The following is a 16747-nucleotide window of genomic DNA, read 5'->3' on the forward strand; positions in this document are numbered from 1 at the left end:
CCGCGACAGGCGGATCCGCGGTCCGCGAGCCGGACCGGTGGTTCCGTGCGCCCTTCGTCCGAGCAGGAGTTCCCCTATGTCCCTCTTCGCCCCCGAGCGGCCGGCCGCCACCGGTACCCGCCGGCCCTTCCCCCGGGTCCATCAGGGGGAGGGGCCGGCCCGGTGGTGGTGGCGGTTCCGGTTCCGGCTCCGGCCGGCCGACCGCGAGGTGCTGTGGCTGTACGCGGCGACCCGCGCCGGGATCTGGGCCACCGCGCTGGCCGTCCGGTGGCTGTTCCCCGAGGACGGCGAGGCCCGCCGGCCCGGCGCGCTGCTCGCGCCCTGGCAGCAGTGGGACTGGTGGCACTACCTCCGGATAGCCGAGGAGGGCTACTTCCCCGGTACGGCCGGGCCGTGGTCCCCGGAGTGGGACAACCGGGAGGCGTTCTTCCCCGGTTTCCCGCTCGCCCTGCGCGCCGTGCACACGGTGGTCCCGGACTGGGCCGCCGCCGGGGCGCTGATCTCGTTCCTGGCGGGCGGTGTCGCCGTGCTCGCGCTGGCCCGGATCGCCCGGCTGTGCCTGCCCGGGAGCGGGGTCGGCGGTCCCGATCCGGGTCGGCGGGCGGTGCTGTTCCTGCTGCTGTCCCCGTGTGCGGTGTTCCTCGCGGCCGGCTATACGGAGGCGCTGTTCCTGGCGCTGGCGCTGCCGGCCTGGCTGGCCGGTCTGCGCCGGAACTGGCCGCTCGCGGCGGTGCTGGCGGCCCTGGCCTGTTCGGTGCGGGTGAGCGGACTGTTCCTGGCGGCGGCGCTCGCGCTGCTGTTCCTGCTCCGCGTCCGGGGGCGGGCGGGCTGGCGGGCGGCCCCGTGGCTGCTGCTGCCCGCGCTCGCCCCGCTGCTGTTCTGCTGGTTCCTGTACGCGCACACCGGGGACTGGTCGGCCTGGCAGCACGCCCAGGAGCGCGGCTGGTACCGGGAGTTCCACGCCCCGTGGGAGGCCTGGTCGAACACCTGGGAGGCGGCGAGCCGTTACTCCGAGCCGACCGGCTACGCCTGGATGTGGCAGGCCGAGCTGCTGGCCATGGTGGTGGGGGCGGCGCTGGCGGCCGTGCTGCTGGTCCGCCGCCGGTGGCCCGAGGCGCTGTACACGGTGCTGACGCTCTGGGCGCTGGGCACCTCGTACTGGTACACCTCGATCCCCCGGTCCACGCTGCTGTGGTGGCCCCTGTGGGTCGCCCTGGCGGGCTGGAGCCTGCGCCGGCCCCGTCTGGTGGGCGCGTACCTGTGCGTGGCGGCCCCGCTGTCCACGCTGGTCGCGATCACCTTCCTGACGGGGCGCTGGGCGGGCTGAGTTCAGGGCAGCGGGACGCCCCGGGCGGTGGTCCAGAGCCGGTACCACTCCTCGTGGGTGAGCTCGGGTTCGCGGAGCGCCGCGTCCCGGCAGGCGCGGATGCGGTCGGGGCGGGCGGTGCCGATGACCGGTGCCACCTGCGCGGGATGGCGCATCAGCCACCAGAGCAGGACCGTTTCGGGGGTGGTGTCCTTGCGGTGGGCGAGCTCGGTCAGGAGCTCGGCGGTGGCCCGTTCGGCGGGGGTCTCCTGGCGGCCGGTGAAGCGGCCCTGGGCCAGGGCGCCCCAGGCCTGGAGCCGGATGCCGTGGGCCCGGCAGTGTTCGAGGGTGCCGAAGGGGAAGCCGTTCCCGGCCGCTCCGGGGGTGTTGACGAGGACTCCGGCCTCCACCCAGTCCCGGCTGTGCAGGCTCATCTCCAGCTGGTTGGCGACCAGGGGGACGTCGAGTGCGGCCTGGAGGGCGGCGATCTGCGGGGCGCCCATGTTGGAGACGCCGAAGGCGCGTACCAGGCCCTGGCGGTGCAGGGAGTCCAGTGCTGCCGCGATCTCGTCGGGGTCGGCGAGCGGGTCCGGGCGGTGCAGGAGGAGGACGTCGAGGGTGTCGGTGCGGAGCCGGGTGAGGCTCTCCTCGACCCGGCGCAGGATGCTGGGGCCGCGCAGGTCGTAGTGGCCCGGGTGCTCCTGGTCGCCGAGCCGGATCCCGCACTTGGTCTGGAGGGTGATGCGTTCGCGGAGTCCGGGGGTGCGGGCGAGGACCTCGCCGAAGACGGCTTCCGCCTTGCCGTGCCGGTAGATGTCGGCGTGGTCGAAGTCGGTGATCCCGCTGTCCAGGGCCGCCTCGACGACGGCCTCGGCCGCGTCGATGTCGGCGGGGGTGTGGGGTCCGGGCTCCCAGTCGCCGCCCAGTCCCATGCACCCGTACAGCACCCGGGTGCCCTTCGTCTGTGTGTTCGCGTTCGCCGTCACGGGGTCACCCTAGGGGGTGTGCGGACCGGGGCGGGGAGCGGGGACGCCGGGGCGGGGCGGGGTGCGGGGATGAGGGTGGCGACGGCGCCGGAGAGCAGGGCCAGGCAGCCGCCGAGGAGGAGGCCGGTGCGGAAGCCGGCTTCGGAGGTGAGGGTGGTGCCGCCGGCGGTGACGGTCATCTGGGCCAGCACCACGCCGACGACGGCGGCGCCGACCGAGGTGCCCAGGGAGCGCATCAGGGCGTTGAAGCCGTTGGCGGCGCCGGTCTCGGTGACCGGTACGGCGCTCATGATGAGGGCGGGCATGGCTCCGTAGGCGAGGGCCACACCGCTGTTGACGACCATGGCGGCGACCATCAGCCCGGGGGCGGTGCCGGCCAGCAGCAGGGCGGCCCCGTAGCCGGCGGCCAGCAGCAGGGCTCCGCAGACCAGGGTGGTCTTGGGGCCGCGGGCGTTGGTGAGGCGGCCGCCGAGGGGGGACACCACCATCATCATCAGGCCGCCGGGGAGCATCCAGAGGCCGGCGGCGAGCATGGACTGGCCGAGGCCGTAGCCGGTGGACTCGGGGTACTGGAGCAGCTGCGGGATGACCAGCATGCTCGCATACATGCCGAAGCCGATGAACACGGAGGCGAGGTTGGTCAGCAGGACCCGGGGGCGGACGGTGGTGCGCAGGTCCACCAGCGGGTGGGTGGTGCGCCATTCGAAGCAGCCCCAGGCGGTGAGGACCAGCGCGGCTCCGGCGAACAGCGCGAGGACGGTGGCGGAGCCCCAGCCCCAGTCGGCGCCCTTGGAGACCGCGAGGAGCAGGCAGACCAGTCCGACGGCCAGGCCCAGCGCGCCGGGGTAGTCGAAGCGCTGTCCCCTGGCGGCGGCGGGGACCTCGGGGACGAAGGCGAGGATCATCAGGGCGACCAGGGCGGCGAGGCCGGCGGAACCCCAGAACAGGAAGCGCCAGTCGGCGTACTGGGCGATGGCGGCGGACAGCGGCAGGCCGATGCCGCCGCCGATGCCCATGGAGGCGCTGACCAGGGCGATGGAGGAGCTGAGCTTCTCGGCGGGCACCAGGTCGCGGAGCAGGGCGATCCCGAGGGGGATCATGCCCATGCCGATGCCCTGGAGGCCGCGGCCGACGATCATCGGGACGACCCCGCCGGACAGCGCGCAGACCACGGATCCGAGGATCAGCGGCACCGCGCAGGCCAGCAGCATCCGGCGCTTGCCGATCATGTCGCCCAGCCGGCCGCTGATGGGGACGCACACGCCCGCGACCAGGAGGGTGGCGGTGACCACCCAGGCGGCGTTGGAGGGGGAGGTGTGGAGGATGTTCGGGAGGTCGGCCAGGAGCGGGGTGACCAGGGTCTGCATGACGGCCGCGGTGACCCCCGCCAGCGCGAGGGTGGCGATCACTTTGCCGTTCTGCGGAGCCGTGGACGGCTGGGGCATGGAGGTTCCCGGGGTGCGAGGGCGTGGGTGCGGGAGGAACGCGCTATTCAGTAGTCAACTATCAGTTCGTTGTATGCAGCATGTCAACTCGAACCGATGGTCGCCTCTCGTTTGTCGAGACCCCCTACGCTGGGACGGTGCTGCCTGCCGATACGCCTCCCGACTCCCCCAGACCGCTGCGCGCCGACGCCCTGCGCAACGCCGAGAAGATCGTCCGGGCCGCCCGGGACGTCTACGCCGAGCAGGGACCCGAGGCCCCCCTCGACGAGATCGCCCGCCGCGCCGGGGTCGGCATCGCCACCCTGTTCCGCAGGTTCCCGGACAAGGCGGCCCTGCTCGGGGCGGTACTGGACCAGCAGTTCACCCAGGACGTGCTGCCCGCCATCGACCGCGCCCTCGCCGACGAGGACCCGCGCCGCGGACTCACCACCGTGATCGAGGCCGCCCTCACCTCCGCGGCCCAGGAGCACCACGTCCTGACGGCGGCCCGGAACGCCGGGATCTTCACCGCGGAGACCAGCGCCCGCTTCTTCGACGCCCTGGACCCGCTGGTGGCCCGGGGCCGGCAGGCCGGGGTGATCCGGGAGGACCTGGTCCCCGACGACCTGAAACGGATCATGGGCATGCTGGTGAGCGTCCTGTGGACCATGGATCCGGCCGGGAACGGCTGGCGGCGCTACGTCACCCTGGTCCTGGACGGACTGACCCCCGCCGCGGCCACCCCGCTGCCCAACCCCTCTCCCCCGCTGCTCCGCAGACAGCCGAACTGACAGCCCAACCGACAGCCGAACCGACCCCCGGCCCGCGTACCGCCGGGACCGGCCGGGTAGGGGAGCGGCCATGAGGCGCTTCGAGGGGTACGGGGTACTGATCACCGGCGCGGGCCGCGGCATCGGCGAGGCCACCGCCCGCCGGCTGTCCGAGGAGGGCGCGCGGGTCCTGGTCACCGATCTGGACGGGGACCGCGCCGAGAGGGTGGCGGCAGCCCTCCGGGAATCCGGCGGCACCGCCTCGGCACTGCCCTGCGACGTGGCCGACCGGGCCGCCGTGGAGCACGCCGTGGCCCATGCGGTCCGCCTGCACGGCACGCTCGACGTCCTCGTCAACAACGCATACGCCTGCCAGCCGGACACCCCGCTCTTCGAGGACGGGACGGACGAGGACTGGGCGCGGGACCTCGACATCACCCTCACCGGCGCCTACCGCTGCGCCCGGGCCGCCCTCCCGCACCTCGCCGCCGCCCCCGGCCGCAGGGGAGCGGTCGTCAGCATCGGGTCGGTGAACGGCGAGCAGGACTTCGGGAACCACGCCTACAGCGCGGCCAAGGCGGGCCTCGCCGGACTCACCCGCACCCTCGCCGGGCACGCGGCCCCGCGCGGGGTCCGGGTGAACCTGGTCGCCCCCGGCACGGTCCGCACCGACGCCTGGGCCGGCCGGGAGGCCGCCCTGGAGGCCGCCGCCCCGCACTATCCGCTCGGCCGGGTCGGCCTCCCCGAGGACATCGCGGCGGCGGTGGCCTTCCTGGCCTCCCGGGACGCGGCCTGGGTGACGGGTGTGACCCTCCCGGTCGACGGCGGCATCCTCATCGGCGGACACGGCCTGCGCCGGGCCCTGGGCCAGGAATGAGCCGAGCGCCGGCGGGGAGGTACCCCGCCGGCGCTCGGCCCGGACCCGGACGGCCCGGAACTCAGACCAGTTCGGACTCGGCCTCGGCCTGCGCCCCGGCCGGCCGGGAGGCGGCGCTCCGCTGCTCCGGCAGGCGCACCGGCTCGGGCTCCCGCTGCCAGTTCTTGTCGGCCCGCCAGTAGCCGTAGATCACCGAGCACATGGACAGGATGATCAGCGGCCCGAACAGCCACGGGAGGGCGGCCAGCTCGGTGGACAGATAGCGGTACGACACCAGGAGCGCCAGGAAGACCACGGTGCCGTAGACGACCAGCCGGATCCCGTCCCGGTCCCAGCCGCGGCTCTGCGAGCGCAGCCCGGCCTCGATGGTGAGCGTGAACACCACGCCGGCCACGATGTCCGCGCCGTAGTGGTAGCCGAAGCCCATGGTGGCGCCGAGGGTGGCGATCAGCCAGAACGTCCCGGCGTAGCGCATGGCCCTGGGCGCCCGTCGGGAGTGGATGAAGATCGCGGTGGCCCAGGCGGTGTGCAGACTGGGCATGCAGTTGCGCGGGGTGAAGTCGTCGAACGGCATCGAGGCCGGAATGTCGAACGAGGTGGGGGTGTGCGGCCACAGGTTGGCCAGCGCCCACTGACCGCCCTCGGCCCCGAAGGCGTAGATCGGCCCGACCACCGGGAAGATCATGTAGATGCCGGGGCCCAGCAGGCCGATCGTCAGGAAGGTGCGCACCAGGTGGTGGCGCGGGAACTTCCGCTCGACCGCCACGTGGCGCAGCTGGTAGAGCGAGACGAGGACCGCGGCCACGGCCAGCTGGATGTAGACGAACTCCAGGACGAAGTGGCCGACCGCACCGGTGGCCTCGACCATCCGGCCCACCACCCAGGAGGGGTTGCCGAGCGCGTGGTCGGCGGTGGCCACGTACTGGTCGACGACCATCGGGCGGGACTTCGAGGTGATCAGCAGCCAGGTGTAGCCGGTCTTGCGGCCGGCCACCAGCAGCAGGGCCAGGGCCACACCGGTCAGCAGCAGGGTCCGTTCACGGCCGGTGCGCCGGGTGACGGCTATCACCGCGCAGGCCAGGGTGACCCAGAGCGCGCCGGTGCCGAACATCATCTCCGCGCCGACCAGCCAGCGGACCAGCCAGAAGACCAGGTCGATGGCGATGGCGGCGCCGACCGCGACGAACCGCTGCCGCCAGGTGAGCACCACCATCATCAGGGTCATGCCGGCGTACAGCACGGTTCCCGACTGGGGGGCGAAGATCACCTCGCGCCACTGGTTGGTGATCGGCCCGATCACTCCGTACTCGCGCGCGGTGAACTCCAGCGCGATCAGGAACCCTATGGCCACGACACCCACCGCGGACCACGCGAGCACGCGTGGTCGACGCCAGGCGTTCACATCGTTTCTGCCGTCTATTCGCGAAAGCACCCGCGCTACCCTAGATATCTGTTGTTCAGCGGATTTGTCATGCTTCAACGGGATCGTTGCAAGCTCGAACATGCTAACGGAGCCCCGGGACGGCCGATCACGGCTCCACCGAATCCGCCGATCGGCGGCGGACACCGCGGGCGGCCGAAATGACGGCGAACACTGTGCGAACGGCCCGGGGCGGGCCGGCCGGATCCCCGCGGCGGCCGGCCGGCCCGCGGGTCAGCCGTCCTGCCGGACCTTGACCAGGTAGTCGGCCTCCTCGCGGAGCCGTAGGCGCCGCTCGTCCTCCTGGGCGTGCCGCAGCTCCTCCAGGAGCGCGGCCTCGCTGCGCAGGATCGTGGCCCGGGGCACCGGCACCCGCTGGCCGGGACGCTCGGTGAAGGGCTGCAGCTCCTCGGCGTGGGCCCGCGCCCCGTCGGAGGAGCCGCGCCGCAGCGACAGGAACACTCTGGCCAGCCAGTCGGCCGGGACCTGCACCATCAAGTCAGTCATGACAGACGCAACGAGCCGGGGCCCGAAGCGTGACGGTCGGTACCCTGCCCGGCCCCACCGGGCGCCGGCTCGCACCCCACGGCCCGGGATCCCCGCGAAATTCCCGGGCGCTCCGGTCCGCCGTCACCGATCATGATCCGATGAGACCCCGATTCCTCGGCATACCCGAACTGACCGCGACCCCGTCCGTGGCGGTCGTCGTGGACGTGATGCGCGCGTACACGGTGGCCGCCTGGGCCTTCGCCCGGGGGGCGGAGAAGATCGTCCTCGCGGAGTCCCTGGACGCGGCGCTCGCCCTCAAGGCCGCGCATCCGGACTGGGTCGCGCTCAAGGACGGCCCGGCCGCGCCCGGGTTCGACCTGGTCAACTCGCCGGGCCTGCTGAGGACCGCCGAGCTCACCGGACGGACCGTGGTGCAGAAGACCACGGCGGGCACGGTCGGCGCCCTCGCGGTCAGGGAGGCCTCGCTGGTGCTGTGCGCGGGGTTCGTGGTGGCGGAGGCCACGGCGCGGGTCCTGCGGGCGCACGGCGGCGACCGCGTCACCTTCGTGGTCACCGGCGAGGACGGGCGGGCCGACGAGGACCTGGCCTGCGCCCAGTACATCGCCGCCCGCACCGCCGGTCCGGCCGCGGCCCCCGGAACCGGACCGGAGGCCGGCCCGTTCCTGCGCCGCGCCGCCGGCTCCCGGGCCGCCACCGAGCTGGCGGAGGGGATCCGCGAAGGGGTCCACCCCGACGACGTGGCGCTCTGCCTGGAACTGGACCGCTTCCCCTTCGCCATGGCGGCCACCCGGGAGGACTCCCTGACGGTCCTGCGCCGCCACGACCCCCCGCCCGCCGGCTAGCCGGTGCCGGGCCCCTCACACGGTCAGGACGGCTGCTCGCACAGGGCGCTGAACAGGGTGTTGTACATCTGGGTGCCCGGGACGTTCGTGGCGAGGTGCGCGTTGGTCATGACGGAGGCGTGCCGTCCGTCCTCGGTCACGAGCGTCTGCGAGTAGTAGCCGGGGACGGCTCCGTCGTGGCCCCAGGCCGTGCCGCCGCAGGGCAGGGCCACCTTCATCATCCCGAGGCCGTAGCCGTTCCCCCCGCCCGGCTGCCCGAGCTCGAAGGTCCTGCGCATCTCGGCGAGGTTCGCGGGCGAGAGCGCCGTGCCGTCGATGATGGCCCGGTAGAAGGCGGTCATGTCCCGGAGCGTGGAGATGACGGCGCCGGAACCGTAGAAGGTGGACGGTTCGAAGGCCGTCCCGTCCAGCCAGAAGAAGAACCCGCCGATCCGGGTCCCCCGGTAGCCGTGGATCGCGGGACCCGGCACGGCGCGGTCCGCGGGGGCGGGGAAGCGGGTGTGGGCCAGACCGAGCGGCTGGATCACCAGTTGGGTGACGGCCTGGTGCAGGGGCAGGCCGGTGAGCCGTTCGACCAGCATCCCGAGGATCTCGTAGTTGGTGTTCGAGTAGTGGAAGGCGGCACCGGGCGGGGAGGCCGGGGCGAACCGCAGTCCGTCCTTCACCAGGGCGGCGAGGGTGTACGAGCCGTCCGGGCGGGCCTGCGCCAGCGGCAGGCCGTTCCCCGGTATGCCGCTGGTCTGCTGGAGGAGGTGCCGGACGGTGATCCGGTTGCCGTCGTGGCCGTTCACCGAGACCACACCGGGCAGGTGCCGCTCGATCGGGTCGTCGAGGCCGATGCCGTTCGCCTCCGCGAGCTTCAGCACGGCGACGGCGGTGAAGGTCTTCGACTGGCTCCCGACGCGGTAGTACTCGTCCGGGCCGATCGGATCGTCGGTGTTGACCGTGGCCGTGCCGGTGGAGAGGTTCCAGGAGGAGTCGCGGGACCCCGCGTACACGCCGGCTCCGGGCCCGCCGCCCGCCCGGAGGGAATTCAGGGCGGCGAGCGTCGCGGAGTGGTCCCCGGCCGCCGCCCGGGCGGGAGTCGGTGCCTGGGTCTGCGTCTGGGGGTGTGTCCGCGCCTGTGCCTGGACGGCCGTGGGCACGGCCAGGAGGGCACCGGCCACACCGAGGACGAGCGAGGACCGCAGCGCGCCGGACCTGGACTTGGAATTCATCGAACCTGCTCCTCGTGGAGGGAAGTGGAGTGACAGGGAGGGAAGGAGCCGACGGGCTCCGCCGTGCGTGTCCACCGAGCTCAGGACCAGCTCTGGTAGGTGAGGTTGTTGCACGGCCAGGTACGGAAGCCCTGGTTGCTGTCGTCGATGCAGCGGCCGGTGCTCTGATTCTGGAAGCGGACGGTGCCGTCGTCCCAGACCTTGACCCACCAGCTCTGCTCCGGGCTGGCGTTGCAGACCGCGGTGAGGAAGCTGCTGCCGGTGGCCTGGACGCAGCGGCCGGTGTGGAGGTTCATCAACTGCCGTGTCCCGTCGCCCCAGACGTGGACCCGCCACTGCTGCGGGTTCGAGCCGTTGCAGTCCCAGGTGCGGAAGCCGTTGGGGGTGTCGTCCATGCACCGGTTCGTGGCCTGGTTGCGGAAGGTCTGGGTGGCGGCGTACGTCCCCGCCCCGGACCCGGCGGCGGGGGCCGCGGGGGTGGCGGCGGCCAGGGCGCCGGTCGCCGGGGTGAGGGCGGCGAGGGCGAGGGCTCCTCCGGACAGCAGTGCTCTCATGACGCGCATGTGGTTCCTCGTCTCCTTCGTGGGAGCGGATTCGGGAGGTCGTCGGCACGGCGGCGCGGGCGGCGCGGCGCCGGCGGGATCCGGAAGAGCCGGCCTAGGTGATCGCGGGTCCGGCGTTGTTCAGCCAGGCCCACTCCGACCAGGTGGCGAAGCCGGTCTGCCACTTGTGGTAGACACCGGCCTGGCTGGTGGCGAGGACCTCGATGCGGCCGTCGGCGTTGTTGCCCGCGGCGATCTCGGTACCGCCGCCGCCGAAGGCGGCCCACTGCGAGAACGGGGCGTTGGGGCGGACCTGCCAGGCATGGCCCGCGGCGCCGGCGTTGATCGCGTACACCTCGATCCGGCCGTCGACCGACCGGGCGACGGCCAGCTCGGCGTTGGTGATGCCGCCCATCCCCTCCCACTGCGACCACGAGGCCGGGCCGGTCTGCCAGCGGTGGAACACTCCGTCCGCGTTGGAGGCGAACACCTCCAGCCGGCCGTCCTGGTTGTGGCCGACGGCCATGTCGTGGCCGCCGCCGCCGAAGCCCTCCCAGCCGGACCAGCCTCCGCTGACCGCGGTCTGGTAGAGGTGCTCGAAGGTGGAGCCGGAGAGCGCGAAGACCTCCAGCCGGCCGTCGGCGGCGGTCTCCATGGCCAGCCGGGAGTTCGCCGGACCACCACCGGTGCCCTCCCAGCCGGCCCAGCCGCCGCTGGGCGCGGTCTGCCACCGGTGGTACACGCCCGTCGCGTTGGAGGCGAACACCTCGATGCGGCCGTCGGCGTTGCTGCCCGCGGCGAGTCGGTGGCCGCCGCCGCCGAAGTTCCCCCAGGCCGACCAGTTGCCGCCGGGTGCGGTCTGCCACATGTGGTCGAAGGTGCTGTCCGAGAGGGCGAACACCTCCAGCCGGCCGTCCGCGTTGGCCGCCACGGCCAACTGCGCGTTGCGCGGGCCTCCGGCGAAGCGCCACGGGGACCAGCCGCCGTTCACCTCGTTCTGCCAGGAGTGGTAGACGCCGTCCGCGCCGGCGGCGAAGGCCTCCAGCCGGCCGTCCGCGGACCGCCCGGTGGTCACCCGGCCGGAGCCGTACGGATGCCTGGGGCCGCCCGTGCCCGTACCGGACCACAGGGCGTCGGCGATGAGCGCGGCGTCGCCGGCCTCGATGGCGTACAGGCCGCGCAGGTCCTCCCTCGGCCGCTGGACGTGCCAGCACACCTCGCCGATGGCCTCCTCGTTCCACGAGCCGCCCGGATACATCCGTTCGACCTCGTCGAGGAAGGCGTTGGTGGCATGGGCCGGGTCCAGGCGCTCGGCCCGGGTGCCCCACCAGTCCTGCTGCTGGAACAGTCCGAGGCTGGTGTAGTCGACGGCCTGGGAGTAGTTGTGCAGGTTGGACTCGACGATGACCGTGGCGAGGGCGATGGCCGCGGCCCGGCGGTTCAGGCCCCGGTCCTTCACGGCCTGCGTCACCATGCGCGCGCAGGACACCTTGTAGGCGTCCAGGTAGCCGGCCATCCGGGCCTGCAGCTGGGGGTTGAGCTGGTCGGCCATGGTGGCGTCGGCGGCCGACGGGCCGGCCGGGTCGCACGGCACGGTCGGTATGGCGAAGCCCTGCGGGCCGCCGAAGTACCGGGAGACGCCGGTGCGGTCCCCTCCCGGGCCCGGAACGGCGGTGTGCGCGGCGGAGGCGGTCGGGGCCGCGACGGCGATGACCAGTGCCCATGCGACGGCCGCGAGGGCCAGTCTGGCGAGCCTGCGGCACGAGCCGGATATCGGCATGTTCTTCCCTCGTGTCGTGGAGTGTCGTGGAGTGCCGGGGGGTGCCGGGGGGTGCCGGGGTGCGGTGGGACCCCCCGGCGGCATCCCGAGTCCATCGGGGACCGCGGCCGGTGTCACTCCGGAACTCTCCGGAGTCCCAAGGCCCTTGTGCCGTTGCTACGTTCCGGACGCATCGTCAGGCTCTCGACCAGGAGGACACAGTGAGCGCGCAGCACCCCAGCCGCAGGAGCATCCTGAAGACCGCCGGCGGCCTCTCGGCCGCACTGGCCGTGGGCGGCGCGGGCGTGGTCGCCGCCGCGTCGACCGCCTCGGCCGTCGGGGACATCCCCGGGCTGCGCATCGTCGAGCGGGGCGAGGAGCACCCCCGGATGCGCTACTACCGGTTCCAGACCGCCGCGATCGGCTGGAACCCCGCGGTCAACGTGCTCCTGCCCGATGACTACCACTGGAGCGGACGCACCTACCCGGTGGTCTACCTCCTGCACGGCGGCGGGACGGGTCAGGACTTCATCACGTTCGACCGGGAGCGGATCCGGGACTGGACCGCGGGGAAGCCGATCATCGCCGTGATGCCGGACGGCGGTCACGCGGGCTGGTACTCCAACCCCGTCAGCTCGAACGTCGGCCCGCGGAACTGGGAGCACTTCCACATCAACCAGCTGATCCCGTGGGTGGACGCGAACTTCCGCACGTTCGCGGAATACGACGGCCGTGCCGTGTCCGGGTTCTCGATGGGGGGCTTCGGCGCGCTGAAGTACGCCGCCAAGTACTGGGGGCACTTCGCCTCGGTGAGCGCCCACTCCGGCCCGGCGAGCCTGCGCCGGGACAACGGCCTCGTGGCCCACTGGGCCAACGCCTCTTCCGCGGCCCTGGAGCTGGGCGGCGGGACCGTCTACGGGGCGCCGTTCTGGGACGAGGCCCGGGTGAGCGCGGACAACCCGGTGCAGCGGATCGAGAGCTACCGGCACAAGCGGGTGTTCCTCGTCGCGGGCACCAGCCCCGAACCGCTGAACTGGTTCGACTCGGTGAACGAGCGTCAGGTCCTGGCGACCCAGCGCGAGTTCCGCGGACTGCTGGGCAACGCGGGGATCCCGCACGAGTGGCACGAGCCGTCGGGCGGGCACTTCGTCCGGCACGACCTGCTGAACCGCGACATCGACGGCATCATCGACCGGCTGCGCAAGGCGTGAACGGCCGCCTGGGCCGCGCTCTCGCGGCGGCCGCCGTCCTGCTCGCGGCGCCGGCGGCGCTGGCGGCCACCGGGCCGGCCCCGGCCGTGGCCGCCGGTCCCACCGCGGCCTGCCCGACCACCGGACCGGTGTCCCAGCACTTCCACAGCCGCCACAACGGCGTCGACATCGCGGCCGGTGTGGGGACACCGATCTACGCGGTGGGCGACGGCGAGGTGACCATCTCCGGGTACACCGGCGACTACGGGCAGTGGATCCGCATCCTGCACCCGGACGGCAGGATCTCCGAGTACGGCCACATGTCCCGCCGGGACGTCTTCGAAGGGGACCGTGTGGTGGCGGGCCAGCAGATCGCCCTGGTGGGTGCGGAGGGCACCAACGTCGACGGCCCCCACCTCCATCTGCGGATCTGGTCGGACCCGTCCGCCACCCGCGGCATCGACCCCGAGATCCATCTCGCGGAGCGCGGCATCGTGCTGCCGTGCACCCCGGGCTCCGGCCCGCGTCCCAAACCCCTGGTGTATCCGGCGGAGTCGGGGCGGGTGGTGTCGGCCCGGTCGGCGGACGGACGTCTGGAGGTGTTCGCGGCCGGTGCCGACGGCGTGCAGCACGCCTGGCAGCGGGAGGTGAACGGCGACTGGTCGCCCTGGGAGCCGCTGGGCGGGCCGGGTGGTGCCGAACTGGCGGTCGCGCCCAACGCCGACGGCCGTCTGGAGGTGTTCGCGCTGGCCGGCGACACCTTCCTGCACCGCTGGCAGCTCTCCCCGTCCGGCGGATGGTCGGGCTGGGCGGCCTTCGGCGGCGGAGGGCACGACACGGCGGCCGGGGTGAACGCCGACGGGCGGATCGAGGTGTACGCCTCCAATCCCACGGGGGTGTTCCACCGGTACCAGCTGGCGCCCGGCGGCGGCTGGTCGGGGTGGGAGTCCGCCGGCGGGGGCCCGGCCGACGCCCGGCTGGAGATGGCGAAGTCGCCGGACGGCCGGCTGGAGGTGTTCGCCCTGGGCCGCGGCGCCTTCCAGCACCGCTACCAGACGGCCCCCGACGGCGGATGGTCGGACTGGGCCCCCTTCGGGGGCGGCGGCCACGACCTCACCGTCGATCACAGTGCCGACGGCCGGCTGGAGGTCTTCGCCTCCGGTCCGGAGGGGGTGTTCCACAAGTACCAGACGAGTTCCTCCGGTTGGTCGCAGTGGGAACCGACCGGGGGTCCGGCGGACGCCCAGCTGACCAGTGCGCGTACGGCGGACGGGCGGGTCGAGGTCTTCGCCATGAACAGCAGTACGGCCGTGCACGCCTGGCAGACGGCCGTGAACGCCCCCTACAGCGCCTGGTCGGCCTTCGGCGGGGGTGGGACCGAGGTCACGGCGGCCGTCAACGCCGACGGGCGGATCGAGGTGTTCGGGACCAACCGTTCCGGCACCTTCCACCGATGGCAGACCGGATTCTCCAGCTGGTCCGACTGGGGTTGGATCAACGACACCGCCGGCCCGGGCATCGACTGACGGGTTCCCGCCGTCTCCGGCCGAAGTGGCCGAACTGAGCCCCTGAACTCCCGTTGAAGATGAGTATTGTTCCACTCACGGTCGGGCTCGACGTGGGGGAACGGGGGAGCGGTGAGCGGTGTGGTCGTCCATCTGCCGCCGGGGTGCGGTGGCGCCGCCGGCGGCGAACCCGACGGGGACCCCGTGACGCTGCGTCTCGGACCGGGCGAGGTAGCCCGGTTCGGACGCGGCTCCGCGACCGTCCCCGTGGAGCTCCGGCTCTCCGACGAGGCGGTCTCCCGGCTCGCCGGGGAGATCCATGTCACCGACGACCACTGGCAGTTGACGAACCACAGCAGCACCCACAGCTATCTCGTGGAGAACCCGGAGGGGGCGGGCGAATACCTGCGCGTCCCGCCCCGCCGGGTCGGGGCGCCCGTCCCGTTCGAGTTCTCCCGCGTCGTCCTGCCCAGCCGCGGCGATGCCCCCGTGTCCTTCCAGGTGTTCGCGCCCGACCACGTCTACCTGGATCCTGAGACCGCCGGCACCCCCTGGGGCCGCCGCACGGTCACCGCGTACTGCCTGGACGAGACGGCCACGTACTTCCTCGTCCTCGTCGCCCTTTGCGAGCCGCGCCTGCGCGACCAGTCGCCCGTCGCGGTCCCCACGACCCCCCGGATCACCGAACGGCTCAGGGGCCACGCCGCCTGCGCCGGGCTGACCGCGCGGGCCGTCAGCTCGCACATCGACTACCTCGCCGAGGAGAAGCTGCGCATCGGCGGCGCGGAGCCGCGCGAACCCGGCAAGGGCGACCGCCGCAACGGCAAGCGCGACGAGATCGTCGGGCTCGCGCTGCGGTTCGGCCTGGTCCGCGAGGAGCACCTGGCGCTGCTGCCACCCCTGGCGGGGGGCGGGGGACGGGAGCGGCAGACCGCGCGATGACCACGCCCCGAGCCCCGCACGAGGACACGGACCCGCTCCCACCCGGCCACCGGGTGCAGGGCTGGACGGTCACCGGCCTGATCGGGTCCGGGGGCTGGTCCACGGTCTACGCCGCACAGCCCGCCGACCGGGACCAGGACCGGGACCGCCCGGGCCGGGTCCCCTCGCGCCCGTCCGCGACCCGGTCGGACATCGCACTCAAGATCATCCCGACGGCCGGGTACGCCCCCCGCCAGACGCGCAGGATCGTGGAGTCCGCCCGCCAGGAGGTCGAACTCGGGCGCACGGCCTGGCACGCGCGGCTGATCCGCCTCCTGGACTTCTTCGTCCTGGACGCACCGGACCGCCCCGCCCTGGACGGCGCCATCGTGCTGGTCATGGAGCGGGCCGCGGGCAGTCTGCGGGAACTCCTCGACGCCGGGGCCTCCCAGACCGACCGCGCCCGGCTGGTCGCGGGAATCTGCGAGGGTCTCGCACACCTCCACCGGTCCGGCTGGGTGCACGCCGACCTCAAGCCGGAGAACGTCCTGCTGGACGCCGACGGTTGCGTGAAGCTCTCCGACTTCGGCCTCGCGACCCGGATGACGGGGGCGTACGGATACGCGCCCCCCATGGGCACCTTGGACTACCTCCCGCCCGAACGCTGGCGGGCACCCCTCGACGAGCTGGGCGTGAAGGTCCGGCCGACCGCCGACATCTGGGCCCTGGGGATCATCATCCACGAGTTGTTCGGCTCCGGGGCCTCCCCGTTCTCCGGCACCACGCCGACCGCCCGGGGCGCCGCCGCCCAGGAGTACGCGGACGGTCGCGCGCCGCTGCGCCTGGACCAGACCGTGCCGCCGTTCTGGCGGGCCCTGGCCGCCGACTGCCTCGCCCCCACCCACACGGCCCGGGCCACGCACACCGCCGAGAGCCTGCTCGCCCGGATCACCGCCGAACAGGAGGCGCTCGGGAGGGGCACCGGACGTCTGCGGGGGCGGGCCCGCACCGCGATCCTCACCACCGCGCTCTGCGGGATCGCCGGTACGACCCTGTGGTCGGACACCGCCGGGGCGGGCTCCTCCGCGCTCCACGCCCCCGGCGGCGCGGCGGCCGGGACGATCCGGGTGTTCAACGCGGAGCTGGGCTGCCGGGAGCGGTCCGACCGGGCGCCGGAGTGCAGCCTGGGCCTGGCGATCGACCCGACGCACGCCTACACCTCGGACAACGTCGTGCCCTCCCGGGTGTGGCACGGCGACGCCCTCGCCGTCGACTGCCAGTTGCCCGACGGCCTGACCATCGTGGACGAGGCGGGCCTGCGGTCCACCCGCTGGTTCCACGTCCGTCTCCCGCCCGGCTCGACGCCCGCCACGGCATGGCTGCCCGCCGTCCGGACCAAGGACCGCCCGGCGCTGCGGGGGTGCCCGCGCCCCGCCGGTGGACGCTGACTTCCCCGGATCGGTGGGAAAGGTGGGACA

Annotated in this window: 15 protein-coding genes; 8 read left to right on the top strand and 7 right to left on the bottom strand. The window is 73.4% G+C overall.

The features are described 5' to 3' along the window. Positions 1-76: 76 nt before the first annotated feature. Positions 77-1327, top strand: a complete 1251-nt coding sequence (locus ACZ50K_RS19755; protein ID WP_468904515.1) for a mannosyltransferase family protein — start codon at positions 77-79, stop codon at positions 1325-1327. A 2-nt stretch (positions 1328-1329) separates the two neighbouring features. Here the strand turns inward: ACZ50K_RS19755 and ACZ50K_RS19760 are convergent, their stop codons facing one another. Continuing rightward, positions 1330-2292, bottom strand: a complete 963-nt coding sequence (locus ACZ50K_RS19760; RefSeq protein WP_468904517.1) for an aldo/keto reductase — start codon at positions 2290-2292, stop codon at positions 1330-1332. Further along, complete coding sequence (locus tag ACZ50K_RS19765; protein ID WP_468904519.1) at positions 2289-3737, bottom strand: MFS transporter; 1449 nt, start codon at positions 3735-3737, stop codon at positions 2289-2291. Before ACZ50K_RS19765 ends, ACZ50K_RS19760 begins: the two co-directional genes overlap by 4 nt. A gap of 137 nt (positions 3738-3874) precedes the next feature. On the opposite strand from ACZ50K_RS19765, the gene ACZ50K_RS19770 reads away from it, so the two are divergent. Further along, on the top strand, positions 3875-4507 hold the full coding sequence (locus ACZ50K_RS19770; RefSeq protein ID WP_468904520.1) for a TetR/AcrR family transcriptional regulator: 633 nt from the start codon (positions 3875-3877) through the stop codon (positions 4505-4507). A gap of 70 nt (positions 4508-4577) precedes the next feature. Next, positions 4578-5363 carry an SDR family NAD(P)-dependent oxidoreductase gene (locus ACZ50K_RS19775; protein WP_468904522.1) on the top strand — a complete coding sequence of 262 codons (786 nt, stop codon included), beginning with the start codon at positions 4578-4580 and terminating at the stop codon, positions 5361-5363. A 61-nt stretch (positions 5364-5424) separates the two neighbouring features. On the opposite strand, the gene ACZ50K_RS19780 is transcribed toward ACZ50K_RS19775, so the two are convergent. Both ACZ50K_RS19780 and ACZ50K_RS19785 read right to left on the bottom strand, forming a co-directional pair. Then, a complete protein-coding gene (locus ACZ50K_RS19780; RefSeq protein ID WP_468904525.1) occupies positions 5425-6867 on the bottom strand; it encodes a phosphatase PAP2 family protein in 1443 nt (480 codons plus the stop codon). A gap of 150 nt (positions 6868-7017) precedes the next feature. Beyond that, positions 7018-7290 carry a hypothetical protein gene (locus ACZ50K_RS19785; protein ID WP_468904526.1) on the bottom strand — a complete coding sequence of 91 codons (273 nt, stop codon included), beginning with the start codon at positions 7288-7290 and terminating at the stop codon, positions 7018-7020. A 140-nt stretch (positions 7291-7430) separates the two neighbouring features. On the opposite strand from ACZ50K_RS19785, the gene ACZ50K_RS19790 reads away from it, so the two are divergent. Beyond that, positions 7431-8135 (top strand): 2-phosphosulfolactate phosphatase, encoded by a 705-nt coding sequence (locus tag ACZ50K_RS19790; RefSeq protein ID WP_468904528.1) that lies wholly within the window; start codon positions 7431-7433, stop codon positions 8133-8135. Positions 8136-8158: 23 nt separating this feature from the next. On the opposite strand, the gene ACZ50K_RS19795 is transcribed toward ACZ50K_RS19790, so the two are convergent. The 3 genes from ACZ50K_RS19795 to ACZ50K_RS19805 form a co-directional block, all read right to left on the bottom strand. Next, complete coding sequence (locus ACZ50K_RS19795; protein ID WP_468904530.1) at positions 8159-9352, bottom strand: serine hydrolase domain-containing protein; 1194 nt, start codon at positions 9350-9352, stop codon at positions 8159-8161. 80 nt (positions 9353-9432) lie between these two features. Beyond that, a complete protein-coding gene (locus ACZ50K_RS19800) occupies positions 9433-9915 on the bottom strand; it encodes an RICIN domain-containing protein (protein ID WP_468904532.1) in 483 nt (160 codons plus the stop codon). 94 nt (positions 9916-10009) lie between these two features. Then, a complete protein-coding gene (locus ACZ50K_RS19805; RefSeq protein WP_468904534.1) occupies positions 10010-11674 on the bottom strand; it encodes a PLL family lectin in 1665 nt (554 codons plus the stop codon). A 200-nt stretch (positions 11675-11874) separates the two neighbouring features. Between ACZ50K_RS19805 and ACZ50K_RS19810 the strand changes: the two genes are divergently transcribed. The 4 genes from ACZ50K_RS19810 to ACZ50K_RS19825 all read left to right on the top strand — a co-directional run bounded on the left by ACZ50K_RS19810 (position 11875) and on the right by ACZ50K_RS19825 (position 16717). Then, a complete protein-coding gene (locus ACZ50K_RS19810; protein WP_468904537.1) occupies positions 11875-12864 on the top strand; it encodes an alpha/beta hydrolase in 990 nt (329 codons plus the stop codon). Next, a complete protein-coding gene (locus tag ACZ50K_RS19815) occupies positions 12861-14369 on the top strand; it encodes a DUF8189 domain-containing protein (RefSeq protein WP_468904539.1) in 1509 nt (502 codons plus the stop codon). Before ACZ50K_RS19810 ends, ACZ50K_RS19815 begins: the two co-directional genes overlap by 4 nt. Before the next feature lie 111 nt (positions 14370-14480). Further along, complete coding sequence (locus tag ACZ50K_RS19820; protein WP_468904540.1) at positions 14481-15290, top strand: FHA domain-containing protein; 810 nt, start codon at positions 14481-14483, stop codon at positions 15288-15290. After that, a complete protein-coding gene (locus ACZ50K_RS19825) occupies positions 15287-16717 on the top strand; it encodes a serine/threonine-protein kinase (protein WP_468904542.1) in 1431 nt (476 codons plus the stop codon). The genes ACZ50K_RS19820 and ACZ50K_RS19825 overlap by 4 nt, the downstream gene beginning before the upstream one ends. Positions 16718-16747 lie beyond the last annotated feature (30 nt).

Source organism: Streptomyces sp. NPDC033845, assembly GCF_055576225.1.